Here is a 26,447-nt window from a genome sequence, read left to right as displayed (position 1 = left end):
GGCCCGGCCCGAGGCCTACCTCTCGGCAGCGTCGATCTCCGCGCGCGTCGGCGAGGTGGCCGGGCCGCGGCGGGCGACCGCCATGCCCGCGGCGACGTTCGCGCGACGCACCGCCGTGACGAGGTCGCGCCCGGCGGCCAGCTCGGCGCAGAGCACCCCGCAGTGCGCATCGCCCGCGCCGTTCGTGTCGACGGCCCGTACCGCGTGGGCGGGGACGTGCACGGCAGCGGTCAGGTCTCCCGTCTCGGCATCGAGGCGCACGACGGTCGCCCCGCCGGCGCCTGCACGCAGGACAACGGAGCACGCGAGCTGCTGCGCGAGCGCCCACGCCTGCTCCTCCGGGGTGGCAGGGCTCCCGATGCCCAGGCGCCCGAGGAGGACCTGCGCCTCGCGCTCGTTGGTGCTCCACACCGTCGCCGACCGGGCGACCCCTCGGACCGCCTCCAGGGGGACGTCACCCACGACAGGTGACGGGTCGACGACGACCTTGACGCCCGACGGGAGCTCGAGCAGCCACTCGAGCAGCGCCTTCCGGCTCGCCTGGTGCAGCACCGAGTAGCCCGTGACGTAGACGACGTCGCCCGCGCGGACGTGCGCGGCCCGGTAGTCGTCGACGGTGACGTCTCCCTCGGCCCCGAGCGTCGAGACGAAGGTGCGCTCGGCCGAGTCGTCGACGAGGGCGACGCAGAAGCCGGTGTCCTGGTCGGGACGGGGCTCGGACAGCACCTCGATCCCCTCTGCCGTCATCGCCGTGCGGACGAGGTCGCCGAAGGTCCCGGTGCCGTGCGCCCCCGCGTAGAGGACTCGTGCGCCGTCGCGGGCGGCGGCCGCCATGACGTTGAAGCCACCGCCTGCCGCGAGCACGTGGCGCCGGGCGAAGGTGTCGCCCCCGGGCTCGGGGACGGCACCCACCTCCATGACCAGGTCGACGATCGCCTGACCGGTGTGCACGACGCGCCCCGTCATCGGACGCGCTCCTGGCGTCGAGCGCCGCCGGCCAGAGCGTAGGCGCCGGCCGCGACCACCGCGGTCACCACCCAGGCGAGCCCGTTCTGCCCCACCCACGAGTCGTGCAGCGGCCCGGTGTACCAGACGGCCTCTCCGGGCTGGACCTGCAGGAACAGCGCGCCGACGACGATGGCCAGCAGCCACGAGCCGAAGGCGCGCCACTCGATGCCGCCGCGGTACCAGTAGCCCGAGCGCGGGCTGAGGTCGAGCAGGGCGTCGCCGTCGTAGCTCGTGCGCCCGATCATGTCGACGCAGAACACCCCGACCCAGGCGACGATCGGGACCGCGAGCAGCGAGATGAAGGTGATGAAGGGGCCGTAGAAGCCGTCGGCGAGCAGCAGGAAGCACAGGGACGCGACGGTGGTGACGACCACGTCGACGATCACCGCGTAGACGCGCGGCAGGCGGATCCCCAGGGTGATGGTGGTGAGGCCGGCCGAGTAGACGGACAGGTGGTTGGACAGCAGGAGCCCCACGAAGGACACCACGAGGTAGACGACCGCCATGCCCGACGGCAGGGTGTCGCGGATGGCGTCCATGGGGTTCGACGCACCGAGCACCTGGGAGTCCGAGGCCCCGAGCAGCGACCCCATCGAGATCATCAGGACGAGCGGGATGCCGGCGCCTGCGGCCGCAGAGGCCACCAGCGCGCTGGCCTTGACCCGCGGCGCCTGGTAGCGCGCCATGTCCGCGCCGGAGTTGGCCCAGCCGATGCCGGTGCCGGCCGCGATGGTCCCGATCCCGGTGAGGACGGCGGCGACGCTGCCGGTGGGGGTGTCGAGCACGAGCGACCAGTCGACGTTCACCACGAGGAACCCGATGACCAGGAGGTTGATCGCCCCGAAGATCCAGGTGGCCCACTTCTGCACCACGAGGATGAAGGCGTGGCCCATGCCCGACACCGCGACCGTGCACGCGACGAACAGCGCGACCCCGACGACGGTGAGCACGGGGACGTCCTTGGCGCCCGACCCGGTACCCGCGACGAGGGAGCACATGGTCACGAAGGCCAGGGCGGCGGTCGCGGTGTTGACGGTCTCCCAGCCCAGCCGTGAGCACAGGGCCACCGCGGTCGGGCCGATGTTGCCGCGGACCCCGAAGGTCGCGCGGGACAGGGTCAGGCTGGGTGCCCCGCCACGGCGTCCCGCGATCGAGATGAGCCCGACGATCGCGAAGGAGCCGAAGGCGCCCAGGACGGCGACGAGCACCGCCTGCCAGATCGCGAGCCCGCTCGCGACGAGCGCGACGCCGAGCGGCAGGCCGAGCACGGAGATGTTCGCGGCGAACCACACCCAGAACAGCTGGAGCGGGTTGCCGGTGCGCTCGGCGACGGGCACGGGCTCGATGCCGCGCTGCTCGACGGCGCCGAGCGCGCGCGTCCTCGTCGTGCGGGTGTCTGCAGTCATGATCTCTCCATCGAGGGTCTGGCGGCGGCGCCCGGTCGGCCTGGGCCGGCGGCAGCGCTGGTGTGCAGGGGGGGTGAGGTACGCGGTGCGGGCTCGCCGGGGGACGGCTGCTCGTCGACTGGTGCGTTCTGGAGATGCGGTAGCTGCCCGAGGGGCGCGTGCGGCAGGGTCGGGTGCGGGAGGGTCAGGTGCGCGAGCGGGTGCGCTCGCGCAGGGCGAGGAGACGCTCGGCGAGCGTCCGGAGGCTGAGGTGGTTGACGCGCTCGAGGGTCGCGACCTCGGCGTCCGGGAAGGCCCGGGCACCGTGGCACGCTCCGAGCAGCGCCCCGGCGACGGCCGCGACGGTGTCGGTGTCACCGCCGAGCGAGGCCGCCACGCAGAGCCCTTCGACCGGGGTGTGGCGGTAGCGGTCGACGAGCAGGAGCGCGCTGACGACGGACTCCTGGGACTGGACGGACGTCCCGACCACGTCGTAGAGGAAGTCGGCGAAGGCGTCGTCGTCGAGGGCCCGGGCGAGCGGGAGCAGCGCGAGGTAGCGCTCGGCGACGGATGCGCCCGCGACCCAGCCGCCCTCCCGGGCGCCGGCCCGCGCCGCGGCGACCGCGGCGTCGAGGGCCGCGCCGACGTCGGCTCCGTCGACACCGGCACTGACTCCGGCCGCGATCGCCGCGGCGCCGGAGATCCCGAGGCCCGTCGCGTGGGTCACCTGGCTGGACTCGACGACGGCGGGGAGCAGCAGGGCCCCCGGGGGCGTCGCGATGCCGACGGGGGTGACGCGCATGGCGGCGCCGTTGGTCGTGCCGTAGCGCCCGGCCTCGGCCGTGCTGGCACCGTTCTGCAGCGCGGTGATCGCCGCCTTGGTCGACGGGCCGAGGAGGTCGCGGGAGCCGCGGAGGATCATCGTCTGCTCCCAGTCGACGAGCGCAGCCGCGAAGTCGTCCGGGTCGATGGACCCCTCGCCCACGAGCAGCAGCTCGGCGACGAGGACGGCCTGCTCGGTGTCGTCGGTGACCGAGCCCGCGGGCATGCCCGGCGCGATGGGCTGGTCGGGCGCGGCGTCGACGAACCCGGTGATGCGCCCGTAGCGCTCACGGACCGCCTCGCGGGACAGCGACTGCGTGGGCATGCCGAGCGCGTCACCGAGGGCCAGGCCGAGGAGAGCGCCGTGGGCGCGGTCGAGGGCAGGGTGCGGCTCTGTGCTCGTCGATGCGGCGGCGCCCGCCGATGCAGTGGGGGTGGTGGGGGTGCTCACGCGTCCTCCCCGAAGCTCAGGCGGAGCGTGAAGCGCGCCGGGTCGAGCAGGGAGACCACGTGCTCGACGAAGCGGCCGTCCGAGGTGAAGGACGTCCGGACCGTCCGCAGGAAGGCGGTGCCGGGCTCGCGGCCGAGGATCCCGGCCTCGCGCTCGTCGAGGGCGTGCACGTCGACACACTGCTCCCCCGTGGTCCCGACGAGCCCCTCGGCCTGGAGCGTGGTCCAGAGGGAGCCGTCGGTGAGCCCCGTCGTCGGCAGGTCGCGGAGAGCGCCGGTCGCCGGGATCGAGGCGCACTCGAAGGACAGCACGCGCTGCGTGCCGTCGGGCTGCTGGGCGCTGCGGACACGGCGGACGGCGACGGCCTCGTCGAGATCGACGTCGTCGGGCAGGCCGGGGATGCTCGCGCGGTCGACCGGCGCGATGTCGAGGACGCTGGTGGTGAGGTCGGACCCCGCGTCCGCGAGGGCTTGCGCCCAGCCGCCGCGCTGGTCGAGAGGGTGGCCGTCGAAGGTGACGAAGGACCCGATGCCGGTACGGGTCGCGATGAGCCGGCGGCGCTGGAGCTCTCCGAGCGCCTGACGGATGGTCCCGCGCGAGACGTCGAACTCCTGGGCGAGGCGGTGCTCGCCGTCGAGCCGCTGGCCGTGGGCGAACTCACCGCGGCGGATCTGCTCCGCGAGGGTCTCGACCACGAGGTCGCGCTTGCCGTACATCACCTGACTGGTCATGTAGATACATGTACACCCCTGTACAGTCCAGGGTCAAGGATCTGGTGCGCGCTCGTCTCGGCCCTGCTCAGGAGGCCCGTGCCTCCGTCGACCTCGCGGTGAGGATGTCCGGCACGGCGACCAGCGCCGTGAGCAGGCCGAACAGCACCCCGGTCCCGGTGTGCGGCCGGCGCACGCCCTCGGCGGCCCGGCGCTCGTTGCGGCGGAAGACCCGCTGCTCGACCACGACCGTCAGTGCGGTGCTGCCGGCGACGACGACGGCAGCCCCCGCGAGCGCCGCCACGCTCGCACTGTCGTCGGTCGCGATCTCGTCGTCGAGAGCGTTGCGCACGCCTGCGGCGTGCGAGGCCGTGGCCTCGCGGGTCATGGGCGCCGTGGGCGTGACGTCGTCGTGCCGCTCCCCTGCCTCGCCGTCGACGCCGCGGGCCCTCGCCACCGTGCCGCGCAGCAGGTCTTTGGCCTCGCGCAGCGCGTCGCCCTTCATCGCCTCGCGGACGCCGAGGGTGGCGAAGGTCGCGAGGCCCACGGCCTTGAGGGCGGTGCGGGTCGTCTTCGAGGGCACGTAGTCAGGCAGGGCGTACCACCCCACGACGAAGGCGGTGGTCGCCGCGGTGCTGCGGATGACTGATCGGGAGTCCGGGCGGGGCGCGTCGATGGTCGTCATCGATCGAGCCTACAAGGTGCGGCTCTCCGCGCTCCGGGCCGGGCGTTCCAGGCACGCGAGCTGCTCTCGGGACTCCCACGAGGGCACCTCGACGAACCCGGCACGCCGGTAGGAGCGCAGGGCGTCGTCGCGCCAGCGCCACACGGAGAGGCGTAGGGATCCGTCGACGCGGTCGGCGACCGCGTCGAGGAGCAGCCGTCCGACTCCCGCCCCGCGGGCCGCCGGGTCCACCCAGAAGCGCTTGATCTCACCGCTGCCGCGCGGGTCGACCGTGAGGACGACGATGCCGACAGGACCGGTGGGCAGGCTCGCGAGCAGCACGGTCGCGGAGGCGAAGGCACGTGCCGGGTCGTCGACCTCGGACTGGTAGCGGTCGGGCAGCCTTCCGCCCTCGAGCGGTGACGCGAGCCCTCGGGCGACCTTCTCGTCCTCGGTCTGGCGCAGGTACGCGTCGACCAGACGGGAGACGTCCACGGTGTCGTCCGGGAAGCGTGCCTCGCGGACGGTCGGCGGGGCCGAGGGGTTCGCTCCGCCCCGGAAGGCGTCAGGTGCGCCGGTCTGCTCGCTCACGACGTCGATCGTAGTGAGTGCGGATGAGCTGGCCGGTACGCCGGGTTCTGTGTCCCACGCGCAGTTGCCCGCGTGTGGGCGACGACCATCCATCTACGACGTACGTTGCCGCACGCCTCTAGCGGTCTACCCGGGTGCTCGGGCGAGCAGCCCTCAAGCACACCCTGTCTGACCTTGCTCCAGGTGGGGTTTACCGAGCCACGCCAGTCACCTGGCGCGCTGGTGGTCTCTTACACCACCGTTTCACCCTTACCTCAGACGCGGACGTCTGCGGCGGTCTGTTCTCTGTGGCACTGTCCCGCGGGTCACCCCGGGTGGGCGTTACCCACCACCTCGCTCTGTGGAGCCCGGACGTTCCTCGGCAGGGCCGAAGCCCTGACGCGGTCGTCTGGCCAACTCATCCGCGCGTCCAAGGGTACTAGGGGTTCACCCTCCTGGTGTCCGCCCCGGTGCCGGTGGTCGCGGCGACCTGCTCCACGAGGGCGCCGAAGAGGTTCCCCGGCAGGTCGAGGCGATGCAGGGCGGCGATCAGGGCCGCGCCGTCGAGTGCCGACTGCGCGTCCATGACGGCGCGCTTGAGGTCGTAGGCGACGAGGGCGTCGTCCACGATCGTGAAGAACGCGGCCTCCAGGTCGCGGGGAGCCTGGCGGACGTCGTCGAGGGTGAGCGTCAGCCCCTCGGTCAGGTCGACGGTCCCGAGGTCGAGCACCGCCCCCGTCTCCCCCGGCTCGACGCTGACGCTGGCCTCGCCGCCCACAGTGCGGACGACCGCGGAGGCGACGTCGGCCACCCCGACGAGCTCGACGCGCACGGTGCGGTGCAGCAGGACGCCGGGCCCGGTCGGCACGTCGACCGAGACGACGACCGAGGTGGTGCCGGCGGTCTCGTCGTCCGTAGAGGTCTGCCGCAGGACCGTCACCTGCTGGTCGGCGAGGCCCGGGCGGGCCTGGCCGTCGTCCTCCACGAGGCGCGTGGTGCCGTCGGCCCCGGGGAAGACGCGCACGAGGACCGACTCGGCACGGGCACCGGTGTCGGCGGTGAGGTCGTCGGCGAGGACGACGAGCGACCCGGCCCGGGCGAAGACGGGCATCTGCTCGAGGCTGCGGTGGACCACGAGGTCGCGGCCGCCGTCGTACCGGCGACCGGTGAAGACGTCGACCCACTCCCCCGCGGGCAGCCAGACCGGGACGGCGGCGAGGCGGGTCTGCGCGTCGAGCGGGACCACGACGGGCGCCACCAGGAGGTCCGCGCCGAACATGTACTGGTCTGGGACCTCGAAGGCCCGCTGCTCGCGCGGGTGGTCGTGGTACATCGGGCGGACCGGGCCCACGCCGTGGGTGCGGGAGTCCCACATGGCCGTGTAGAGGTACGGGACCAGGCGGTGGCGCAGGCGGAGGAACTCCGTCATGACGCGTCGCACCGGCTCGGTGAACCGCCACGGCTCCTTGGACCCGAAGGGGCTCTTGGAGGAGTGCAGGCGGTTCACGGGCGAGAAGGCACCGAACTGGTACCAGCGGGCGGAGAGCTCGTCGTCACGCGCGCCGCCGAAGTGCCCGCCGATGTCGTGGCTCCACCAGAAGTAGCCGACGTTCGCGGCCGTCGACGTGAAGCGCGGCTGGAAGGCGAGGGAGTCCCAGGTGGCGATCGTGTCGCCCGAGAACCCGACGGGCGTGCGGTGGCTGCCGAGGCCCGCGTACCGGGAGAAGGTCAGCGGTCGCTCGCCGTCCCGGCCGGAGTCGGCGTAGTGCAGCTCGTTGAGCGCCCACAGCGGGTCGAGGCCGGCCGTGCGGCTGGCCGATCCCGACTGCCAGTCGAGCCACCAGAAGTCGACGCCGATCTCCTCGTGCGGGTGGTGCAGGTGCCGCAGGTACGCGTCGGCGAAGGCCCGCGACCCGATGTCGAAGCCGATGGCCGCGCCGGCCTCGGGGTCGAGACCGAGCTCGGTGGCCATGGCGACGTAGGCGTCCTCGTGGCGACGGACCCCGTCGGCCGGGTGCACGTTGAGCGCGGTCCGCAGGTGGCGGTCGTGGAGGCCGCGGAGGAACGCCTCGGGGTCGGGGAAGAACTCTGTGTTCCAGGTGTAGCCGGTCCAGCCCGAGCCGATCGCCGGGTCGATGTCGGTCACGTGCCAGTCCATGTCGATCACCGCGACCGAGAACGGGATGCCCTCGTCGGCGAACCGGTCCATGAGGGCCAGGTAGCTGTCGGTGGTGTAGTCGTGGAACCGGCTCCACCAGTTGCCGAGCGTCCAGCGCGGGAGCATCGGGCTCGGCCCGGTGAGTCGGAACCAGTCCGCGAGCGCGTCGGTGAAGTCACGTCCGTAGCCGAAGAAGTACAGGTCGTCGCCGCCCTCGCGCGGCACGGGCCACCCGGTGGCGTCGAGGGCGAGGCTGGTGGAGTCGTCGACGACGGTGTAGCCGTCCGTGGAGAGCAGGCCGGTCTCGATCGGCGTCGCGCCGTCGACGTCGTCGAGGGTCCGGGCCGTGCCGCCGAGGTTGGACGGGTGGGCACCGGTGCCCCAGGCGGGGTCGCCGTAGGTCCAGGTGGTGAAGTGCGCGCCCTGGGCCTTCTGCCGCATGGACACGGCGAGCCCGGAGGGTGTGAAGGGGCCGCGGTCGTAGCGCAGGTGGAGGTGCTCGGTCCACAGCTCGAGGCCGGTCTCGGTCTCGCGGACGCCGAACTCGGGGACGTCGAAGGCACGGTCCCGGACGAGCTGCGTCGGGCGGTCCTCGAAGGTGCCGTCGGGGCTGTGCTCGAGGCGGAGCATACGGCTGGTGAGGACGGTGATGCGGTACCCGGGCCCCTGGACGACGGCGCGGGGGTCGGCGGCCCTCAGGTGCTCGGTGCTGGTGGTCTGGTGGTCGCTCATCGCTGCTCCTTCGCGGCTGCGGGCCTTCCCGCACTCGGGCTCGTGGGACGTCGCACGAGTTTATCGCTAAACCGACCGCGTGGACACCCCCGGACGCCTCTCTCAGCGGTACAGTCACGGACGACCGCACACCGACGGAAGGACCTGCGATGACGACGCTCCGCGACATCGCCGAGGCGGCAGGGGTCTCGGTGATGACGGTCTCGAACGTCGTCAACGGACGGCTCGGCAAGGTCTCCCCCGCGATGGTCGCCCGCGTGCAAGAGCTCGTCCGGGACCTCGGGTACGTCCCCAACGCCTCTGCTCGGGCCCTGTCAGGTCGGACCTCAGGCATCGTCGCCCTCGTCTACCCCGACCCTGACCCTTCTCAGCCTGCACTCGCGAACGCGCACGACGCCACCTTCGTCGGAGAGGTCCAGCGGCAGGTGTCTGCCAGCGGCCGGTTCCTCATGATCCATGCGGCTCGAGACGTCGCCAGCACCGTGGCCGACCTGCGCACCTGGGGGGTCGACGGGGCGATCTTCCTCGGCACCTTCGGCAGCGAGGTCGACGCGCTCCGGGACAGGTACGACATCCCGATGGTGTTCGTCGACAACTACTCGGAGTCGGAGTCGGTGACGACCGTGCGCATCGACGACGCGCGCGGCGGCGTCCTGGCGGCTCAGCACCTGACAGCGGCGGGTCACACCCGGGTCGCCTTCGCCGGCCCGGAGACGGCGGTCGAAGGAGTGGTCCGTCGGCGGCTCGACGGATTCCTCCAGGGCTTGCGGGAGAGCGGCGCCGACGTCCAGCCGGACCTGGTCCTGCCCTGCGCGATGAGCTTCCGGGCAGGCCACGACCTCGCCGGCGCGCTGCTCGAGAGCTCCCGTCGCCCCACTGCCGTCTTCGCCACGGCCGACGTCATCGCGATCGGCATCCTCAAGGGACTTGCCGACCGTGGGCTGTCGGCACCGGACGACCTGTCCGTCGTCGGCTTCGACGACCTGTCGGAGGGAGAGCACCGCTCCCCCATGCTGACCACCATCCGCCAGGACGTGCCGGCGAAGGCCCGGGCGAGCGTCGACCTCCTGCTCGCGGCGGCCGAGGACGCCGCAGAGCGTGCACCGCGCGGGGGACGCGTCGTGCTCGACGTCGAGCTCGTCGAGCGCGAGACGGTCGGTGCTCCCCGCGCGGTCGGCCCTACCCCTTGACCGCGGCGCTCGCCGCCCCGGCCACGAACCGCCGCTGGAAGATCACGTAGACGACGATCACGGGGATGATCGAGAGCGTCGTCGCCGCGAACAACCCTCCGTAGTCGGTGCCGTAGCGACCGCTGAACGTCGTGAGCCCGACGGCCAGCACCTGCTTCTCCGGGCTGTTGATCATGAGGTACGGCCAGAGGTAGTCCTCCCACACCCACAAGAACTGGAAGATCGAGAGCGCCGAGATGGCGTTGACGCTCATCGGCAGCACGATCCTGTGGAACACGTAGGTCTCCGACGCGCCGTCCAGCCGGGCCGCCTCGAGGACCTCGTCGGGTACCGCCCCCATGCTCTGGCGCATCATGAAGATGCCGAACCCGCTCAGCGCTGCGGGGATGACGAGCGACAGGTACGAGTCCTGCAGCCCGACCGCGACGAACATCGTGTACCTCGGGATGATGGTCACCGCCCAGGGGATCATCATCGTGCCGAGGACGAAGGCGAAGATCGCGGTCCGCCCGCGGAACTCGTACTTCACCAGCACGAAGCCCGCGAGCGCGCTCGTGTAGACCACGATGCTGGTGATGGTCACGGAGAGCAGGACCGAGTTCGAGAACAGCCGCAGGATGTCGAAGGTCTCCTGGAGGTTGACGAAGTTCTCGATGGTCCACTCCCGCGGGAGCAGCGTCTGGTCGAGGCTGTTGATCTCGGCGTTCGTCTTGAAGGCCGACAGCGCCATCCAGACGAAGGGGGCGACGGTGAGCAGCCCGAGCCCGAGGAGCGTCGCGTGGAGGAGGACCGCCCCGGCCTTGCGCGCGATCATCGTGCGGCCTTGAGCAGCGAGCGTCCTCCGGCGAGGCGGAACGACACGACGGTCATGAGCGCCGTGCAGAAGAAGAGCACGAAGGCGATGGCCGAGGCGTAGCCGAAGTTGTACTTGACGAAGGCCTCCTCGTAGATGAGGAACGAGATGAGGTTCGTCGAGCGCCCTGGCCCGCCACCGGTCATCACGAGGATCTGCACGTAGGCCTGCAGGTAGGCGATCACCGAGGTCACCACGACGAAGACCGTCATCGGCGCGAGGAGCGGCAGGGTGATGAACCTGAACCGTTGAGCCGGCGAGCAGCCGTCCACGACCGAGGCCTCGAGGGTCTCCTCCGGGATGGCGTAGAGCCCGGCCAGGAACAGGATCACCGCGTAGCCGAAGTCCTTCCAGACCGTCATGACCATGATCGCCGGGAGCGCGAAGGTGCTGTCGTACAGCCAGTTGATGTCGAGCCCCAGGACCGTGTCCACCGCCCCGATCTGCGGGTGGTAAGCGAGCTTCCACACGTAGGCCACCGCGACGAGCGGCGTGACCGTCGGGAGGTAGAAGATCGTCCGGAAGAAGGTCTTCCAGCGCGTCACCCTCGCGAAGATGGCGCAGGCGAGGGCGAGCCCGACGGCGACACGCAGCGTGATGACGACCGTGCCGAAGACGACCGTGTTGAGAGCGGTCCGCCAGAACACCGGGTCGGTGAACAGGGTCGCGTAGTTCTCGAACCCGATCGGGTCGTAGGTGCCGTTGAGAGGGTTCCACCGGTGGAAGCTCCCCCGGAGAGCCGAGACGACCGGGTAGACGAGCAGGACGGCGTTGAACCCCACGACGAGCAGGACGACAGTGGTGCGCAGGGACCGCTCGCCGCGGTGCAGGCGGCGCCGGGTCCGGCGCGGAGCGGTGTCAGCAGGGACGCCAGAAGGGGCGATGGTGGTCACGGCGTCTCAGCGCTCTGCGGGGTACGCGGCGTAGTGGTTCTCCCGCGAGACGAACCCGTCGTGGGCGATCTCCCTCTCGACGGTCTGCTGGGCGGTCGCGAGCGCCGCCGCCGGCTCGACACCGTTGTAGAGGATGTCTTCCCACATGACGTCGACGCTGGACTCGAAGGCCGCGGGCAGCGGGCCCGGCCAGATGTAGCGGTCCACGTCGCCGAGCGCGCTCAGCACGGGGTGCGCGGCGATCGCGGGGTCGTCGGCGAGCGCGGTGTACATCGGGAGCACGGAGTAGTGCAGGCACAGGTCACGCATGAGGTCGGCGTGCGTGAGCGAGAAGCGGACGAAGTCCTGCGCGACGGCGATCTCCTCGGCCGAGGCACCGGCGTTGATACCGGTCGTCGACTCGCCGTTGTAGCGGTCGTAGGCGTACGGCTCTTCGCCTGTGTCGGGCACGGGAGTGCGGAAGGTACCGAAGTCGATGTCGGGGTAGTCCTCGAGCAGGCTCCCGTAGAAGTGGCCCCAGGTGTAGATCATGGCCGTCTGGCCCTGGCCGAAGCTCTCGTCCGCGACCGGACCGAAGTCCTTGGAGCCGACCTGGTCGACCTCGTAGAGGTCGAGGAACCGCTCGACGACGGACAGCATCGTGGGGTTGTCGAGGTCCGGGGTGACCATGTCGGCCGCGAAGAGGTGCTGCCCCTCCTGGTACGGCAGACCGAGGCTGAACTCACGGAAGAGGCTGTTGAACGAGAAGCCGGCCTGGGTGAGCCTGTCCCCGTCGCGCACGGTGAGCCGCTGGGCGACCTCACGCAGCTCGTCCCACGTCGCGGGGTGGTCGTCCTCGGTGAGGCCCGCCCGGGCCCACATGTCGGCGTTGTAGTAGACGAGGCCGGTCATGAGCCCGTAGTCGAGGTAGTGGACCTGTCCGTCGACCAGGTGGGCATCGACACCGAGGTAGTCCGCGGCGAGGGCGTCGAGAGGCAGGTCGTACGGCTCGAGGTAGCCGATGAGGTTGTCGTGGTGGCTGTTGTGGATGTTGAACAGCGCGGGCCCCGACCCGTCGCGCAGCGCGAGCGGCAGCTTGGTCCAGTAGTCGTCCCAGGGCTGGTTCACGATGCTGATCTCCACGTTGGGGTGGAGCTCGGTGTAGGCGTCTGCGAAGGCCTGGAAGACCTCGTCGCCGTCCCAGAGCCACCAGTCGAGGGAGATCACCTCGCCGTCGTTCACCAGCCGGTTGGGGTCGTAGGTCAGGGTCTCGCCCTGGACCGGCAGCCCTGACGGGGCGACGGTCACCTCGACCGCCGTCGAGCCCTCCCCCGGCGAGCACCCCACCAGCACGAGCGCGGTCACACCTATCGACGCCACGAGCGCCCCAGACCTCTTCATCGAGTTCTCCTCAGTCGTCCGTCAGAGGGTTTACCGTTAAACCCATCGACCACGCTACGAAGAGTCCCCGACGGGGTCAACGCCCTGGTTGACACGACGTGAAGCAGCCCGGAGGAGGCTTCCTGAGCAGGCCGCACCGGTGCCGGTCAGGACCAGCCGCGGGCTCCCACGCCCACGCTGGCCGACGCCCCACCCGCAGGTCGGGTCGCGCGGCGGACGACGCCTACAGGTCGACCGTGTACCCCAGGGTCAGCTCGTCTCCGCTGACGCCGCGGATGCCCCAGCTGTCGCGTGGGCTCTCGATGATGACGATCTCGAGGTCGTCGAGCGGCAGGTCGAAGCGGCCGCAGACGCGGACGTAGAGCTGGCGGATGAGCTCGCGGCGCGCCGGCTGGCTCCTGCCGGCGAAGGCGACCACCTGGACGACGAGGTAGCGCGGACCGCGCTGCGGTGCGACGAGGTCGTCGTCGTCGAGCCAGACGAAGCGCTGGAAGCGCTTCTCGACCGGGTACTGCCACGCGTCGACGAGCGCCTCGTGGAGGACGTCGGACAGCTCCGTCCGCTGGTCGAGCCACTGCGAGCGCCTGCCGTGCACGATGAGCTGACCCATGCCGATGATCGTAGTCGCGCCACCAGGTTCGTGAGAGGCCCGTGCGAGGATTGTCGGCATGAAGTTCGACGACGCCACGTGGCACTCCGAGGGCACCTTCCCGGCCGACCTGCCGCCCGAGGCGGGCGCGACCCACATCGGGATCTTCCTCACCTGGCTGATCCGCAGCCAGCACCTCACCGACCAGCTGTTCGCGACCGCCGAGGACGACATCTTCGCCGTCCAGGCGGGGACCATGTCCGGGGCGGAGTTCCTGCTCACCTGGTTCGACGGGCAGCTCACCGACACTCCCCTGTCACGCACCGGCGCCGACTTCACCATGGCGTACTACGAGGGAGCGGGCGGCGACGTCACGTTCATCGCCGACTACGCCGACGCGTTCTCCGACGACCCCGACATCGACACGCTCTACCGGGTGCCCGACACCCAGGAGAGCTACGAGAAGGTCGCCGCCGTCATCTCCTACCGGTTCGAGCAGTGGCAGCACGCCGGCCGCCCGCCGTTCCTCAGCTGACGGGCCCGCCATGACCAGCTGGACGACCCTGTCGTCGGACGTCGTGTACGAGAACGCGTGGATCCGGGTCCGTGAGGACGCCGTCGGGCGCCCGGACGGAACCGAGGGGATCTACGGCGTCGTCGAGATCCGCAACCCCGCGGTGTTCGTGGTGCCGCTCACCGACGCCGACGAGGTGGTGCTCGTCGAGGTGGACCGGTACACCGTCGGCGGTCCCTCTCTCGAGATCCCCGCGGGCGGCTCCGACGGCGAGGACCTGCTGCTCGCCGCGCAGCGCGAGCTCCGCGAGGAGACCGGCCTGGTGGCCGACTCGTGGGAGCCGATCGGCTTCATGTCTGGTCTCAACGGGGTCTGCCGCGCCCCCGAGCACGTGTTCCTGGCCCGGGGGCTGCGGGACTCGGGCGAGGCGCACGAGCAGGAGGAAGAGGGCATCGTCGGCACCCGCCGCGTGCCGTGGTCCGAGGCGCTCGGCATGGTGCGCGACGGCACGATCACCGACGGCGAGACGGTCGCGGCGCTCATGTACGCGGCGCTCGCGCTCGGGCGGGTCGGGTAGGCAGAGCTCCCGGGACGACTCAGGCCTGCTCCGCGGCCCCCGGGTCGAGCGTCAGGGACTCTCGGCCGGTCGACAGCCAGGCGTCGAGCGCGTGATGCACGGCACCAGGCGCCTCGAGCGGGGCCAGGTGGCCGACGTCGTCGAGCTCGACGACCGGGACGTCCCCCGGGAGCAGCGCCCGCAGCCGTCCCGCCTGCTCGACCGGGACCCACGGGTCCTCGGCACCCCAGCCGACGCCCACCTCGCAGCGCACCTCACCGAGCCGGGCCGCGACCGGCCGGGTGTCCTCGGGACGCAGCGCGGCGACCTGACGGTAGAAAGCCCGCTGGCCGTCCTCGTCGAGCCACGGCTCCACGAGGACGTCGGTCGTGGCGGCGTCGAGCCGGTGGCGCGACGCCCCGGACACGTACTCCCGGACGAGGGCCGCGTGGAGCGCGGGCGGCAGCTGCGGGAAGACGTCGGGGTGGTCGGCGACCAGGCGGAAGAACGGCGAACCCCACGGGTCGAGAGTCACCGCATCCCACAGGAAGAGGTCTGCGTACTCGGCGCCGTGCAGCAGGTGCGCGCCCAGTGCTACCGCACCACCGACGTCGTGCGCGACGACGTGCGGGCGGTCGAGACCCCAGTGCGAGAGCAGCCGCGCGAGGCGGACGGACTGGGTGGGCAGGCCGACGGGAGTCCCCGCGTCCATGGTCGACCGGCCATAGCCGGGCATGTCCCACAGGTGCACCCGGTGTGTCGCGCTCAGCCTCCGCGCGACCTGCGCCCAGACACGCGACGACCACGGCGTGCCGTGGCACAGCACGACGTCACCCGCGGACGGGCCGTCGGGCTCGAGGACGTAGGTGGCGATCGACGCCCCGTCGATCACGACGGGGACAGGGTCGGGCAGGTGGGGCTCGTGCAGGTGCATGCGCCGAGGCTAAGGCCTCCGGTCGGGCCGAGGTCGCGCCACGCCGAGGCGCCCCGCCTGGGTTGACAGGTTTGTGACCTCTGACCTGCGGTGATGCACGTCTCTCACCCGCCGGGGCGCCACACTCGCTAGCGTCTCCCGCAGGCTCGGGCCAGACCGGCACGAGGTGGACCCCAAGGAGTCTCGATGGCGACCTCCGCACGCGCACCGCTGCCCGACGTCGAGGTGCTGCGCACCCCTGACGGCGATCCCGTGGGGGTGGTCGAGAGGCCTCGGTGGACGCCGCTCAAGGTCACGCTCTGGACGGCAGTCGCACTCCTGGGCGGTGTGGCCTGGACGATGATCGCGGTGGTCCGCGGCGAGCAGGTCAGCACCATCTGGTTCATCGTCGCGTCCCTGTGCACCTACACCTTCGCCTACAGGTTCTACGCGAGGTTCGTCGAGCGCCGCCTCATGCGCCCCGACGACCGCCGCGCCACCCCCGCCGAGCGCATCGACGACGGCACCGACTACGACCCGACCGACCGCCGCGTGCTGTTCGGCCACCACTTCGCCGCCATCGCCGGCGCAGGGCCGCTCGTCGGCCCCGTGCTCGCCGCCCAGATGGGCTACCTGCCCGGGACCATGTGGATCATCTTCGGTGTCGTCGTCGCCGGCGGTGTCCAGGACATGCTCGTGCTGTTCTTCTCGATGCGACGCGGCGGGAGGTCGATCGGGCAGATGGCCCGCGACGAGATCGGACCGGTGGGCGGCGCCATCGCGATGGTCGTCGTCTTCGTCATGATGATGATCGTCCTGGCGGTGCTCGCCCTGATCGTGGTCAACGCGCTCGCCGAGAGCCCCTGGGGCGTGTTCTCGATCGGCTGCACCATCCCGATCGCCCTGTTCATGGGCGTCTACCTGCGCTACGTCCGACCAGGACGCGTCACCGAGATCTCCGTGGTCGGGTTCGTCCTGCTCATGGCAGCGATCGTCGGCGGGAGGTACGTCGCCGAGAGCTCCTTCGGGCACCTGTTCCACCTCTCCCCCGTCACCCTGACCTGGGCGCTCGTGATCTACGGGTTCAGCGCGGCCGTGCTCCCGGTGTGGCTGCTGCTCACGCCGCGCGACTACCTGTCGACCTTCATGAAGGTCGGGACCGTGCTGGTCCTCGCCGCCGGCATCGTCATCGTGATGCCAGCAGTCCAGATGCCCGCCGTCACCGAGTTCGCGAGCACCGGCGAGGGCCCCGTGTTCTCCGGCTCGCTGTTCCCGTTCCTGTTCATCACCATCGCCTGCGGCGCACTGTCCGGGCTGCACGCGACCGTCGCGTCGGGCACCACACCCAAGATGGTCGAGAAGGAGTCTCAGGTCCGCGTCATCGGGTACGGCGGGATGCTCATGGAGTCCTTCGTCGCGATCATGGCGCTCGTCGCCGCGATCTCCCTCAACCAGGGCGTCTACTTCGCGATGAACATGCCCGAGGCCATGACCCAGGGCACCTCGCAGGGCGCGGCCGACGCCGTGGACGCCCTCGGCCTCGTCGACATCGCGGGCGACCCCGTCGAGGTCCGGTGGGAGACCGAGGTCGACGGCCAGACGGTCACCCTCACCGGGGCCGAGGCTCTCGACGCGGTCGCCTCCGACATCGGCGAGCCGTCCGTGGTGTCCAAGACCGGGGGCGCGCCGACGCTGGCCGTCGGGATGGCGAACATCCTGCACGAGGTCGTCGGCGGCAAGGGGATGATGTCGTTCTGGTACCACTTCGCGATCATGTTCGAGGCCCTGTTCATCCTCACCACCGTCGACGCCGGGACACGGGTCGCCCGGTTCATGCTGTCGGACTCGCTCGGCACCTGGATACCCCGGTTCCGGAAGCCCTCGTGGCGGCTCGGGAGCTGGCTGTCGACCGCCGCCGTCGTGAGCGCCTGGGGCTCGCTGCTCATGATGGGCGTGACCGACCCGCTCGGGGGCATCAGGACGCTGTTCCCCCTGTTCGGCATCGCCAACCAGCTCATCGCGGCCGCGGCACTCACCCTCGTCACGGTCATGGTCGTCCGCAGAGGCTACGTGCGGTGGGTCTGGATCCCGCTGGTCCCGCTCGTCTGGGACGTGGTCGTCACCTTCACCGCCTCGTGGCACAAGATCTTCTCGAGCGTCCCCGAGATCGGGTACTGGGCGCAGCGCGCCCTCTACCAGGAGCGCATCGCCTCCGGGGAGATCACCGGGGCGGCGGAGCTCGCCGACGCGCACGCGATCGTCCGGAACACCACCGTCCAGGGCACGCTCTCGATCGTGTTCGTCCTCATGATCACCGCGCTGCTCGTCACAGCGGTGCGCGCGGTCTGGGGTGCGCTGCGGGAACCGGGGACGACGAGCTCCGAGGACCCCTTCGAGGCGTCGAGGCTCTTCGCGCCCTCGCACCTCGTGGCGACCCGCGCCGAGAAGGAGGTCCAGGCGGAGGTCGTGCGGACCACCGGGGAGGTGAGGAGGTGAGACTGCTGGTGCGCTGGCTCCGGGCCGTCCGGTGGTACGTCCACGAGCTCATGGGCGACACCGCGTACGCCAGGTACGTCCGCAGGCACGCGTCTGCCCACCCGGGAGCGGAGCCGCTCAGCGAACGGGACTACTGGCGCAAGCGCACGGCGGACCAGGAGGCGGCGCCCGTGTCCCGGTGCTGCTGACGTGCTCACGGTCTGGCGTGACACCTGCGCTGACTAGACTCCTCTGGTGCTCATCCTGCTCCCACCGTCCGAAGGCAAGTCACCGGCGCCCACCGGGGAGCCGGTCGACCTCGATGCCCTGAGCGCCCCGACGCTCACCCGTCACCGCACGAAGGTGATGCGCGCCCTGGCCAAGGTCAGCGCCCGCAAGACCGCCCTCGACGTGCTCGGGGTCGGGCCGAGCCTCGCCGACGACGTCGCACGGAACACCCGGCTCGGCACCGAGCCCGCGGCTCGGGCGGCGACCGTGTACACCGGGGTGCTCTACGCCGCAGCGGGCCTCGACGACCTCACCCCGGAGCAGGCCGCGCTCGCGCACGACTCCGTGCGGACCGTCTCGGCGCTGTGGGGCGCGGTCTCCCCCGACGACGTCATCCCCGCGTACCGCCTGTCCATGGGCACCGACCTGCCAGGCGTCGGTCCGCTCGCGACCGCGTGGCGCCCGCACCTCGAGAAGGTCCTCAGCCCACGGGCCGAGGGCGACGTGGTCGTCGACTGCCGGTCGGCCGCCTACCTCGCCGCCTGGAAGCCCGCGAAGGGCACCGACTGGGTGAGCGTCCGCGTCCTCCGCGAGCTCGACGGCAAGCGCTCCGTCGTCTCGCACAACGCCAAGCACACCCGTGGCGTCCTCACCCGGCACCTGCTCACCCGCGGCGGCGACCAGCCCCGCACCGCGAAGGAGGTCCTCGAGGCCGCGACCGAGCTCGTCGGCGGGCCGCTGGTCGACGCCACGCTCCTCGACGGGAAGAACGGGGCGTCCACCCTCGAGCTCGTGGTGCTGTGACACGCGAGCCTCGACGAGAGGCCGTCCCTGTGCGTCAGCTCAGCGTCGAGGCGTGGTCCGGGACGTAGGTCTGCAGCTCGCGCGGGGTGCGGCGGTACCCGGTCGACGCGGGGCGCTCGGGGAGCGTGATCGGCGGGTGCGTGACCTCCTCGTACGGGACCGTCGACAGCAGGTGCGAGATCATGTTGAGGCGCGAGCGCTTCTTGTCCTCGCTCTCCACCACGAACCACGGCGACGCCGGGGTGTCGGTGTGGATGAACATGTCGTCCTTGGCGCGCGAGTAGTCCTCCCACCGGGCGATGGACTCGAGGTCCATGGGTGAGAGCTTCCACTGGCGCATCGGGTCCTCGAGGCGCGACGCGAACCGCTTCTCCTGCTCTGCGTCGGAGACGGAGAACCAGTACTTGCGGAGCATGATGCCGTCGTCGATGAGCAGCTGCTCGAACACCGGGCACTGCGCCATGAACCGCTTGTGCTCGGCCGGTGTGCAGAACCCCATGACCCGCTCGACGCCCGCCCGGTTGTACCAGGAGCGGTCGAACAGGACGATCTCCCCGGCCGCCGGGAGGTGCTCCACGTACTTCTGGAAGTACCACTGGGACTTCTGGCGCTCCGTCGGTGCAGGCAGCGCCGCGACGCGCACGTGGCGCGAGTTGAGGTACTGGGTGACGCGCTTGATGGCGGAGCCCTTGCCCGCCGCGTCGCGCCCCTCGAAGACGATGACGAGCCGCTCGCCCGACGCACGCACCCACTCCTGGAGCTTGACGAGCTCGGACTGGAGCCGGAACAGCTCGGCCTCGTACGCCTTCTTCTTGAGCTTGGGGAGCTTGGGCGGTGTGTCGTCGCCTGCGTCGTGCGGCCCACCCGGGATGCGCGTGTCTGTCGCGTCCGAGGCCGGCACCGGGTCTCCGCCCTTCGCGTGGCGGTGCTGGGCAGGTGTGTCGTTCGCCATCGGACGTCCTCCTGGTTCGGGCCCCCTGAGCAGGGCCGTCGTTCGCTGCAGCCCATCATGCACCCTGCGCCCGGAGAGCACAGGGGTGGCGGGCACACCGGGGTGACCGCTCGGGCGGCACCTCCGGGTCGGACGTGCGGCGCGGTGCGGCGCCGCTAGTCTCGGACGGTGGACGACGTCGAAGAGCCGCTGGCGGGCGGCAACGCCTCGGACGCTGTCGTGCGGGTCGGCTCGACCGTGCGAAAACCCTGGACTTCGGCGACCCCGGCCGTCCATCACGTCATGCGCCACGTCCGGGAGGCCGGGGTCGACGTCCCAGCCGTGCTCGGTCGCGACGAGCAGGGCCGCCAGGTGCTCGAGATGGTCCCGGGCCGGATCGCCATGGACTCACCACCGCTCACGCGCGACGAGCTCGCACGCGTCGGACGGCTCGTCCGGTCTGTGCACGACGCGACGCAGGACCTCGCGACCGACCGTCGCGCCGCGTGGGACGTCTTGCTCCCTGCTCCAGCCGCGGCAGACGCTGGTGCCGACCTCGTGTGCCACAACGACCTCGCGCCGTGGAACCTGGTCGTCGGGGCCCGATGGGTGTTCATCGACTGGGACGGGGCAGGTCCGAGCACCCGCCTCTGGGACCTCGCGTACGCCGCGCAGTCGTTCACGATCAACGACTCGCGGGCCGACCCGACCGACGCCGCCGCCGACCTGGCGGCCTTCGTCGAAGGTTACGGCGCCGACCAGACGCTCCGAGACGCTCTCCCTGCCACGCTCGGACGGCGAGCCGCTGCGATGCACGAGATGCTGCGCTCGGCCCACGCCACCGGTCGCCAGCCGTGGGGGTCCATGTTCACCTCGGGCCACGGAGACCACTGGCTCGCCGCTACCCGCTACGCGCAGAGCAACGAGGAGACGTGGAGGGTCGCGCTGCACGGCCGCTGACCCGCCCCCGCCGGACCGTGCCCGGCGGCTCGGACCTGATCCTGCACCTCAGACCGGTGGCCGGACCTCAGATCTCCGGCGGGATGCCGATCGCGGTGATCTCCGAGGTGCCGTCGGCCCAGTAGCGGATCATGCTCACGGAGGCCGGGGCGATGCGGATGCGGTGCCACTGGGACGCGGGCGCCCCGAAGGCGGTCCCGATCACCGAGCGGAGCGCGACCGCGTGCGACACGACCACGACGGTGCGGCCCGGGCCGCCGGCGATGAGGTCGTCCATGGCCGTGGCCAGCCGCTCGCCCGTCTGGGCGATCGACTCGCCGCCGGGGATCGCGAAGGTCCCGGACTCGTGCCACTCCCGCAGCTGTCCGGGCCACCGCACCTCGATCTCGTCGGCGGTCAGGCCTTCCCACTCGCCGAAGTGCCCCTCGGCGAGGCGCGGGTCGGTGACGACGGCGCGGCCGAGACGTCGGCTGATCGCCGCCGCCGTCTCCTGGGTCCGGACCATGGGCGACGCGACGATCTCCGTCGCACGCGGGACGTCCGGCCAGATCTTGCGGCCGATGCGGTGCACCAGGTCGGCCGCCTGCGCTGCCTGGATGCGGCCGTCCCCGCTGAGGCTGGGCCCGGGGACGCCACCGCCGGAGTAGGCACCGCTCGTCGTGTGCGGCGTGACACCGTGCCGGACGAGGATCGCGGTGAGCGGCTCGTCGGCGTCGGGGCGGAACGTCGCGCCCGTCGGCCTGGCGCCGGTCGGCCGCGCTGCCCCTGGTCCCCCGGTGGTCTCCGGCGTCTGGCTCATGCTCACTCCTTCGGGCGGTCGTCCTTGATACGCACCAGGATGCGCCCGCACTCCTCGCACCGCACGACGTCCTCGGGGGCCGCCGCACGGATGGCGGAGAGGTCCGTCTGGTTCATGTCGAGCTGGCACCCCTCGCAGCGGCCGCCGCGGAGCGCCGCGGCGCCCTGCCCGCCGAGCTGCGTGCGGATCTTGTCGTAGAGCGTGACGAGCGCGGCGTCGAGACCCTCGACGGCCTTCGCACGGTCCGCCTGAACGACGTTCAGCTGTGCGTTGATCTCCGCGGTCTGCGCGTCGACCTCGGCCAGCGCCGCAGCCTTGGCGTCGAGAGTCTTCTGGTGCGCCTCGTCAAGCTTGCCGAGGGTGTCCTCGTGCGCCTCGAGACGCTCCATGACCTCGAGCTCGACCTCTTCGAGCGCGCCCTGCCTGCGGACGAGCGACTCGAGCTCGGTGACGAGCGCCTGCGCGTCCTTGGCCCCGACAGCACCGGAGTCGAGCCGCTGCTGGTTGCGTGCCGCACGGGCCCGCACCTGCTCGACGTCGCCCTCGGCCTTGGCGAGCTCGCGGCGCAGGTCGCTCGCGGCGGTGCGCGACGCGACCAGCGCGGAGGTGACGTCGGCGAGCTGGGAGTCGATGTCCTTGACGGTCGCCAGGCCTGGGAGCGTGGTGCGACGGTGCACGAGCTGCTGGGCTCGGGTGTCGAGCGCCTGGACGTCCAGGAGTCGGCGCTGGTCCTCGACAGGGGCCTTGGTCACGGCTGGTGTCCTTCCGTTGGGTCGTGAGAGGTCTGGTCGTCGGTGCCCGGCGACCCGAACCGTGCGGTCCACGGGTCGGTGCGCAGGACGCTGACTCTGGTGACCACCGTAGTGCCGTCAGAGGCGCAGTCGTGCACCAGGTCGTCGGCCGCGTACGGCAGCCAGGGCCACTCGCTCGCGAAGTGCGCGGTGTCGACGAGGAACGGCCTGCCGGTCCCCGGTGCGTCACCAGCCGCGAGGGCGTCGAGCCGGGCCTGCTCGCGGGCCTCGGAGACGGAGTGGTGCTTGAGGTCAGAGGTGACGTAGACGTCGGCTCCGGCGGCACGGGCCGCGGCGACGTACGAGTCCCCCGAGCCACCGAGGACGGCCACCGTCTCGACCGCCGCGTCGAGGTCTCCGGCCACACGGACACCCTGCGGCGTCGCGGGCAGCACCGCGGCGACGTGCTCGGCGAAGGCCCGCAGTGTCGTGGGCTGCGGGAGCCTGCCCACACGACCGGCGCCGGTCGTGGCACCGGGCGAGTGCGGGTCGAGAGGACGACGGTCGACCATGCCGAGCAGGTCCGCGAGCGCGTCGTTGACGCCGCGCTCAGCAGCGTCGCCGTTGGTGTGGGCGACGTACAGGGCGCACCCGGCCTCGATCAGCCGGTGCACGACCGACCCCTTGACGCTTCCGGCGGCCACCGAGTGGACGGGCTTGAGGAGGAGCGGGTGGTGGGTGACGAGGAGGTCGGCACCCCAGGCGACGGCCTCTTCGACGACGTCGGCGACCGGGTCGACCGCGAAGAGCACGCGGCGGACGGCGCGCTGCGGGTCGCCGACCACGAGGCCGACGGCGTCCCAGTCCTCGGCCGTGGACGGCGGGTACCGGGTGTCGAGCATCTCGACGACGCGGGCGAGCGTCGGAGCCGGGGTGGAGTCGTCTGGCAGGTCCTGCTGTCGATCGGCGGTCACTGTGGCAGGTTACCGTCCGGTCGGTGGGGTGCGCTCGGGGCGCACCGGCTGCTCGCGGCGCAGGGGTACGAGGTCAGCGGTCGTCCGGGCGGGTCAGGCGAGCGGGTCCGTCATGCTGCAGGTGGCCAGCTGGGAGCCGTCGACCGAGATCGACGTCTGGGCCACCCAGCCCGGGCCCAGGGTACTGACGTCGACGGTGAGCTCACCGACGACCGCTCCGTCCACGACGGTGTCTGTCGGGGTGGCGACGGGCAGCTCTGCGACGGTGCGCGCGTCGAGGGTCCCGTCAGCGGAGGTGGCGACCAGCTGGACCGTCGCGCCCTCGGGCACCGTCCTGACCCAGTGCCACCGGGCGGCGACCTCGGTGGCGGGTTGCGTCGTGGTGCTCTCCACCCAGAACCGTCGCTCCGTGGAGACGCTGTCGTCTGCGGAGAGCGTCGCCCCGGTGGGGGTGAAGGTGCCGGAGTCGAGGACGGGGAAGCTGCAGCTCTCCGCGCTGGCCCCGCTGGCACCCCCGCTCGACCAGGATCCGGAGAACAGCGCGAGGCCGACGGTCACGACGGCTGCGACCGCGGTGGTCCGGGCCTCCCAGCCGGGTGTCGCGGGCTCGCCGAGGCTCCCCCGTGCACCGGGCCTGCCCGTCCGGAGGGTGCCGCGCCGGCTGACGAGCCCCTCGAGGGCGAGGTTGGACCTGACGGTGCGGGTCCGGAGCACGACCGTGCCCACGATGGAGTCTGCGAAGGTGCGGCGCTCGGCGTTCCAGAGCGGCCGCAGGTACCCGATGAACAGGATCGCGTCGAGCAGGTGCGCGAAGGAGCGCAGGACGGTGCGGACGAGCCCGACGGGCCGGCCGGTCTGGTCGTCGACGACCGCGATGCCGACGACGCGTTTGCCCGGGGTCGCTCCCCCGTATCCCTGCAGCAGCAGGACGAGCACCACGACGGCCACGAGGACGGCCCGTGCGCCGGGGGCCACGTCGGACATCGAGCTGGTGTCGGTGCCGAAGGTGACGGGCGGGATGAGGTCGACGTCCAGGGCCGGGCCTGCGACGAGGTAGCCGAGGCCGGAGAGCGCGAGACCGTCGAGGACGGTCGCGACGACGCGGGCCGTCCACGACGCGTAGACGGTCTCGTCGAGTACCTCGGGGACGACGTCGGGGCGCGGATCGGCGATGACCATCGGTCCATCCTGGCAGGTGGGGCGTGGTCCGACCAGGGTGAAGCCTGACCGGGCTCAGCGGCTGAGGGTGCAGGACCCCACGGGCTCGTCGTCCACGGAGATCGTGGTGGTCGCGGTCCAGGAGCCGCCGAGGGAGGCGAGGTCGTGGCCGTCGATCTCGACCGTCCCGGCGCCTCTGCCGGGCAGCCCGGGACCGTCGCCGTCGAGCCACTCGTCCGAGACGGACCCGGCCGGGACGAAGGCCGTGCGACGGATCTCCGTGCCGTCGGCGGAGGTCGCGACGAGCTCGACGGACGTGCCGTCAGGCGCCTCTCCGGTCCATGCCCAGTCGGCGTCGATCCTGCCGTCCGGCGTGGACACCGACCTCTCGATGCCGAGTCGGCGCTCTGTCCGCACACCGCCCTCGCTGCGTATCGACACCGAGAGCGGCTCGAAGGTCGACGACGTGCCGTCGCCGAAGGCGCACTGGGTCGAGGTCTGACCTCCTGACGACTGCACGCTCACGGCGAGCGCGGCGAAGAGCAGGGCGAGCACCGTCGCGAGCGCGGTCAGCGTCCGCCCCCACGGGCCCGTGTCGGGGTCGCCGAAGGTCCGGCGCTCCTCGACCGTTGGTGACGACAGCCCTCGGCGACGCTGCAGCAGCCGCTCGACGAGACGGTTGGGCCGGACCGTGCGGGTCTGCAGCACGACGGTGCCGAGGATCGAGTCCGCGAAGGTGCGGCGCTCGGCGTCCCAGAGCGGCCTGAGGTACCCGATGAGCAGGATCACGTCGGCGAGGTGCGCGAACCACCGCAGGACCGAGCCGAGGAGCCCGATCGGGCGGCCGGACTCGCGGCTCACGACGGCGATCCCGACGACGCGCTTGCCGAGGGTCGCGCCGCCGAGGCCCTGCACGAGCATGAACGCGAGCCAGACCCCGACGATCGACCACCGTGCGGCGGCGGGGACCACCGACATGTCGAGGTCGTTGAGGGCGAGCAGCGGGATGGCGATGTTCGTGTCGGTGATGACCGGACCGGCGACGAGGAAGACGATCCCGCTGAAGGCGAAGCCGTCGATCACGGCCGCGACGACGCGCGCGGTCCACGACGCGTAGTGCACCTTGGCGACGGTCTCGGGGACACGGGTGAGGTGTGCGTCGTCGGTGACCATCGGTCCACCCTGCCAGACCTGGGACGTGACCGCAGGCCCCTGATCAGGTCAGGGACCGTGCCCAGCGCCTCTCAGGCGCGGTCGAGGGCGTCGGCGACCACGTCGAGCCAGCCGGCCCAGAAGGTCTTCCACCGCTCGCCCGCCGCGGTCGAGGCGAGCTTCTCGTGGCTCACCGTCGCGCGGCACCGGTCTGCCCCGGCCGCGGCGAGGGTGACGAGGATGCTGCCCTCCGGCTCGCCGTCGTCGACGATCGCGAACCGGAGCGACTTGGAGGTGGGCTTCGACCGCAGGGTCACCTCGAGCCCGGGGAGCAGCAGCGCCCAGGACGCCGCGTCGAGGACGATCTCGCGCAGCTCGGGCTCCGTGATCGGCAGCGTCTTGGTGCGGCTCACGGCGAAGGTGCCGTCGGCCATCTGACCGGGGACCCGCTGGCCCGTGAGCCTGCGGACGCCGACGGCCACGCCGTGGCCCCACCATCCTGTGAGGCCGTGGTCGTCGATCGCCCAGGTCGCGATCTGTGCGTGGGAGGCGTCGCGCCCCGGGCCGGCGGCCGCGAGGGTGACCCACTCGTCCCACCCACGGCCGGTCCCGGCGCGGATCTTCTCGTCGGACATCTCGGGTGCGGAGGCCCCTGGGCCGTCCGCCGGGTCCTCGCCAGCCCCGTCCCCCGCGAGCCGCGCGGCGCGCACCTGCTCGACGAGGGGGACGATCCGGTCCAGCGTGGGGTTGTCGAGCGCAGCGGCGGGCGTCATGCCCCGACCCTACGACGGCGGGGCGGGGCGCGGGAGGGCTCGGCCGGATCGCGCCCTCCCGACCGCGTCCCGGC

Annotated in this window: 26 protein-coding genes and 1 other RNA gene; 7 read left to right on the top strand and 20 right to left on the bottom strand. The window is 71.8% G+C overall.

Features of this window, described 5'->3' with window-relative positions:
• Positions 1 to 15: 15 nt before the first annotated feature.
• From SKED_RS07440 to SKED_RS07410, 8 genes are all read right to left on the bottom strand, one after another.
• Positions 16 to 966, bottom strand: coding sequence for a PfkB family carbohydrate kinase (locus SKED_RS07440; RefSeq protein ID WP_012866521.1), 951 nt, complete (start codon positions 964 to 966; stop codon positions 16 to 18).
• A complete protein-coding gene (locus tag SKED_RS07435) occupies positions 963 to 2,414 on the bottom strand; it encodes a purine-cytosine permease family protein (protein WP_012866520.1) in 1,452 nt (483 codons plus the stop codon). The genes SKED_RS07440 and SKED_RS07435 overlap by 4 nt, the downstream gene beginning before the upstream one ends.
• Positions 2,415 to 2,598: 184 nt before the next feature.
• Positions 2,599 to 3,666 (bottom strand): ADP-ribosylglycohydrolase family protein, encoded by a 1,068-nt coding sequence (locus tag SKED_RS07430; protein WP_012866519.1) that lies wholly within the window; start codon positions 3,664 to 3,666, stop codon positions 2,599 to 2,601.
• Positions 3,663 to 4,397 (bottom strand): GntR family transcriptional regulator, encoded by a 735-nt coding sequence (locus SKED_RS07425; protein WP_042437859.1) that lies wholly within the window; start codon positions 4,395 to 4,397, stop codon positions 3,663 to 3,665. Before SKED_RS07425 ends, SKED_RS07430 begins: the two co-directional genes overlap by 4 nt.
• A gap of 67 nt (positions 4,398 to 4,464) precedes the next feature.
• Entirely contained in the window at positions 4,465 to 5,061 is a 597-nt protein-coding gene (locus SKED_RS07420; RefSeq protein WP_012866517.1) for a hypothetical protein, read from the bottom strand.
• A 9-nt stretch (positions 5,062 to 5,070) separates the two neighbouring features.
• Entirely contained in the window at positions 5,071 to 5,631 is a 561-nt protein-coding gene (locus SKED_RS07415) for a GNAT family N-acetyltransferase (RefSeq protein ID WP_012866516.1), read from the bottom strand.
• Between the two features lie 20 nt (positions 5,632 to 5,651).
• Positions 5,652 to 6,031, bottom strand: an RNA gene (rnpB, locus tag SKED_RS19320) — RNase P RNA component class A.
• Between the two features lie 18 nt (positions 6,032 to 6,049).
• The gene (locus SKED_RS07410) at positions 6,050 to 8,500 is read right to left on the bottom strand and encodes a glycoside hydrolase family 31 protein (RefSeq protein ID WP_012866515.1); all 2,451 of its coding nucleotides are present in this window, start codon (positions 8,498 to 8,500) and stop codon (positions 6,050 to 6,052) included.
• A 149-nt stretch (positions 8,501 to 8,649) separates the two neighbouring features.
• Between SKED_RS07410 and SKED_RS07405 the strand changes: the two genes are divergently transcribed.
• Positions 8,650 to 9,690 carry a LacI family DNA-binding transcriptional regulator gene (locus SKED_RS07405; protein ID WP_012866514.1) on the top strand — a complete coding sequence of 347 codons (1,041 nt, stop codon included), beginning with the start codon at positions 8,650 to 8,652 and terminating at the stop codon, positions 9,688 to 9,690.
• Here SKED_RS07405 and SKED_RS07400 read toward each other — a convergent pair.
• The 4 genes from SKED_RS07400 to SKED_RS07385 all read right to left on the bottom strand — a co-directional run bounded on the left by SKED_RS07400 (position 9,680) and on the right by SKED_RS07385 (position 13,426).
• Positions 9,680 to 10,504, bottom strand: a complete 825-nt coding sequence (locus SKED_RS07400; RefSeq protein WP_012866513.1) for a carbohydrate ABC transporter permease — start codon at positions 10,502 to 10,504, stop codon at positions 9,680 to 9,682. The two genes, SKED_RS07405 and SKED_RS07400, sit on opposite strands and share 11 nt — an antisense overlap.
• Positions 10,501 to 11,436 (bottom strand): carbohydrate ABC transporter permease, encoded by a 936-nt coding sequence (locus tag SKED_RS07395; protein WP_012866512.1) that lies wholly within the window; start codon positions 11,434 to 11,436, stop codon positions 10,501 to 10,503. The genes SKED_RS07400 and SKED_RS07395 overlap by 4 nt, the downstream gene beginning before the upstream one ends.
• A gap of 6 nt (positions 11,437 to 11,442) precedes the next feature.
• Positions 11,443 to 12,816 carry an ABC transporter substrate-binding protein gene (locus SKED_RS07390; RefSeq protein WP_012866511.1) on the bottom strand — a complete coding sequence of 458 codons (1,374 nt, stop codon included), beginning with the start codon at positions 12,814 to 12,816 and terminating at the stop codon, positions 11,443 to 11,445.
• Between the two features lie 223 nt (positions 12,817 to 13,039).
• Positions 13,040 to 13,426: a tautomerase family protein gene (locus SKED_RS07385; RefSeq protein WP_012866510.1), complete on the bottom strand. Its 387-nt coding sequence runs from the start codon at positions 13,424 to 13,426 to the stop codon at positions 13,040 to 13,042.
• Positions 13,427 to 13,484: 58 nt separating this feature from the next.
• Between SKED_RS07385 and SKED_RS07380 the strand changes: the two genes are divergently transcribed.
• Together SKED_RS07380 and SKED_RS07375 are read left to right on the top strand one after the other, a co-directional pair.
• Positions 13,485 to 13,940, top strand: a complete 456-nt coding sequence (locus tag SKED_RS07380) for a DUF7832 domain-containing protein (protein ID WP_012866509.1) — start codon at positions 13,485 to 13,487, stop codon at positions 13,938 to 13,940.
• A gap of 10 nt (positions 13,941 to 13,950) precedes the next feature.
• Entirely contained in the window at positions 13,951 to 14,496 is a 546-nt protein-coding gene (locus tag SKED_RS07375) for an NUDIX domain-containing protein (protein ID WP_012866508.1), read from the top strand.
• Positions 14,497 to 14,515: 19 nt separating this feature from the next.
• On the opposite strand, the gene SKED_RS07370 is transcribed toward SKED_RS07375, so the two are convergent.
• Positions 14,516 to 15,409, bottom strand: coding sequence for an alpha/beta fold hydrolase (locus SKED_RS07370; protein ID WP_012866507.1), 894 nt, complete (start codon positions 15,407 to 15,409; stop codon positions 14,516 to 14,518).
• A gap of 186 nt (positions 15,410 to 15,595) precedes the next feature.
• Between SKED_RS07370 and SKED_RS07365 the strand changes: the two genes are divergently transcribed.
• From SKED_RS07365 to SKED_RS07355, 3 genes are read left to right on the top strand one after another with little or no spacing between them, the layout of a single operon-like run.
• The gene (locus SKED_RS07365; RefSeq protein ID WP_012866506.1) at positions 15,596 to 17,884 is read left to right on the top strand and encodes a carbon starvation CstA family protein; all 2,289 of its coding nucleotides are present in this window, start codon (positions 15,596 to 15,598) and stop codon (positions 17,882 to 17,884) included.
• The gene (locus tag SKED_RS07360) at positions 17,881 to 18,072 is read left to right on the top strand and encodes a YbdD/YjiX family protein (RefSeq protein ID WP_012866505.1); all 192 of its coding nucleotides are present in this window, start codon (positions 17,881 to 17,883) and stop codon (positions 18,070 to 18,072) included. The genes SKED_RS07365 and SKED_RS07360 overlap by 4 nt, the downstream gene beginning before the upstream one ends.
• A gap of 46 nt (positions 18,073 to 18,118) precedes the next feature.
• On the top strand, positions 18,119 to 18,895 hold the full coding sequence (locus tag SKED_RS07355; protein ID WP_012866504.1) for a YaaA family protein: 777 nt from the start codon (positions 18,119 to 18,121) through the stop codon (positions 18,893 to 18,895).
• A gap of 34 nt (positions 18,896 to 18,929) precedes the next feature.
• Here the strand turns inward: SKED_RS07355 and ppk2 are convergent, their stop codons facing one another.
• On the bottom strand, positions 18,930 to 19,847 hold the full coding sequence (gene ppk2, locus SKED_RS07350) for a polyphosphate kinase 2 (protein WP_012866503.1): 918 nt from the start codon (positions 19,845 to 19,847) through the stop codon (positions 18,930 to 18,932).
• Between the two features lie 168 nt (positions 19,848 to 20,015).
• On the opposite strand from ppk2, the gene SKED_RS07345 reads away from it, so the two are divergent.
• Positions 20,016 to 20,786, top strand: a complete 771-nt coding sequence (locus SKED_RS07345) for a phosphotransferase (protein WP_012866502.1) — start codon at positions 20,016 to 20,018, stop codon at positions 20,784 to 20,786.
• A gap of 67 nt (positions 20,787 to 20,853) precedes the next feature.
• Here SKED_RS07345 and SKED_RS07340 read toward each other — a convergent pair whose 3' ends face one another.
• The 6 genes from SKED_RS07340 to SKED_RS07315 all read right to left on the bottom strand — a co-directional run bounded on the left by SKED_RS07340 (position 20,854) and on the right by SKED_RS07315 (position 26,373).
• Positions 20,854 to 21,585: a histidine phosphatase family protein gene (locus SKED_RS07340; protein WP_012866501.1), complete on the bottom strand. Its 732-nt coding sequence runs from the start codon at positions 21,583 to 21,585 to the stop codon at positions 20,854 to 20,856.
• 2 nt (positions 21,586 to 21,587) lie between these two features.
• Positions 21,588 to 22,337, bottom strand: a complete 750-nt coding sequence (locus SKED_RS07335) for a zinc ribbon domain-containing protein (protein WP_012866500.1) — start codon at positions 22,335 to 22,337, stop codon at positions 21,588 to 21,590.
• Positions 22,334 to 23,290 (bottom strand): Nif3-like dinuclear metal center hexameric protein, encoded by a 957-nt coding sequence (locus tag SKED_RS07330; RefSeq protein WP_012866499.1) that lies wholly within the window; start codon positions 23,288 to 23,290, stop codon positions 22,334 to 22,336. The genes SKED_RS07335 and SKED_RS07330 overlap by 4 nt, the downstream gene beginning before the upstream one ends.
• Before the next feature lie 93 nt (positions 23,291 to 23,383).
• Positions 23,384 to 24,469: an RDD family protein gene (locus SKED_RS18930; RefSeq protein ID WP_012866498.1), complete on the bottom strand. Its 1,086-nt coding sequence runs from the start codon at positions 24,467 to 24,469 to the stop codon at positions 23,384 to 23,386.
• 54 nt (positions 24,470 to 24,523) lie between these two features.
• Positions 24,524 to 25,621 carry an RDD family protein gene (locus SKED_RS18925; protein WP_012866497.1) on the bottom strand — a complete coding sequence of 366 codons (1,098 nt, stop codon included), beginning with the start codon at positions 25,619 to 25,621 and terminating at the stop codon, positions 24,524 to 24,526.
• A 71-nt stretch (positions 25,622 to 25,692) separates the two neighbouring features.
• Positions 25,693 to 26,373, bottom strand: a complete 681-nt coding sequence (locus SKED_RS07315; protein ID WP_012866496.1) for a hypothetical protein — start codon at positions 26,371 to 26,373, stop codon at positions 25,693 to 25,695.
• Between the last annotated feature and the right edge of the window lie 74 nt (positions 26,374 to 26,447).

Origin of the sequence: Sanguibacter keddieii DSM 10542 (assembly GCF_000024925.1) — a bacterium.
Taxonomy (GTDB): domain Bacteria; phylum Actinomycetota; class Actinomycetes; order Actinomycetales; family Cellulomonadaceae; genus Sanguibacter; species Sanguibacter keddieii.
The sequence above is the reverse complement of the archived record's forward strand: the minus strand, read 5'-3'. Positions and strand labels throughout refer to the sequence as shown.

Coding starts and splice junctions, on each gene's coding strand:
- SKED_RS07420 (WP_012866517.1), bottom strand. CDS start 5,061: ATGACGACCATCGACGCGCCCCGCCCGGACTCCCGATCAGTCATCCGC.
- SKED_RS07390 (WP_012866511.1), bottom strand. CDS start 12,816: ATGAAGAGGTCTGGGGCGCTCGTGGCGTCGATAGGTGTGACCGCGCTC.
- SKED_RS07365 (WP_012866506.1), top strand. CDS start 15,596: ATGGCGACCTCCGCACGCGCACCGCTGCCCGACGTCGAGGTGCTGCGC.
- SKED_RS18930 (WP_012866498.1), bottom strand. CDS start 24,469: ATGGTCATCGCCGATCCGCGCCCCGACGTCGTCCCCGAGGTACTCGAC.
- SKED_RS07315 (WP_012866496.1), bottom strand. CDS start 26,373: ATGACGCCCGCCGCTGCGCTCGACAACCCCACGCTGGACCGGATCGTC.
- SKED_RS07380 (WP_012866509.1), top strand. CDS start 13,485: ATGAAGTTCGACGACGCCACGTGGCACTCCGAGGGCACCTTCCCGGCC.
- SKED_RS07425 (WP_042437859.1), bottom strand. CDS start 4,397: ATGACCAGTCAGGTGATGTACGGCAAGCGCGACCTCGTGGTCGAGACC.
- SKED_RS07385 (WP_012866510.1), bottom strand. CDS start 13,426: ATGGGTCAGCTCATCGTGCACGGCAGGCGCTCGCAGTGGCTCGACCAG.
- SKED_RS07340 (WP_012866501.1), bottom strand. CDS start 21,585: ATGAGCCAGACGCCGGAGACCACCGGGGGACCAGGGGCAGCGCGGCCG.
- SKED_RS07370 (WP_012866507.1), bottom strand. CDS start 15,409: ATGCACCTGCACGAGCCCCACCTGCCCGACCCTGTCCCCGTCGTGATC.
- SKED_RS18925 (WP_012866497.1), bottom strand. CDS start 25,621: ATGGTCACCGACGACGCACACCTCACCCGTGTCCCCGAGACCGTCGCC.
- SKED_RS07410 (WP_012866515.1), bottom strand. CDS start 8,500: ATGAGCGACCACCAGACCACCAGCACCGAGCACCTGAGGGCCGCCGAC.
- SKED_RS07440 (WP_012866521.1), bottom strand. CDS start 966: ATGACGGGGCGCGTCGTGCACACCGGTCAGGCGATCGTCGACCTGGTC.
- SKED_RS07375 (WP_012866508.1), top strand. CDS start 13,951: ATGACCAGCTGGACGACCCTGTCGTCGGACGTCGTGTACGAGAACGCG.
- SKED_RS07405 (WP_012866514.1), top strand. CDS start 8,650: ATGACGACGCTCCGCGACATCGCCGAGGCGGCAGGGGTCTCGGTGATG.
- SKED_RS07400 (WP_012866513.1), bottom strand. CDS start 10,504: ATGATCGCGCGCAAGGCCGGGGCGGTCCTCCTCCACGCGACGCTCCTC.
- SKED_RS07435 (WP_012866520.1), bottom strand. CDS start 2,414: ATGACTGCAGACACCCGCACGACGAGGACGCGCGCGCTCGGCGCCGTC.
- ppk2 (WP_012866503.1), bottom strand. CDS start 19,847: ATGGCGAACGACACACCTGCCCAGCACCGCCACGCGAAGGGCGGAGAC.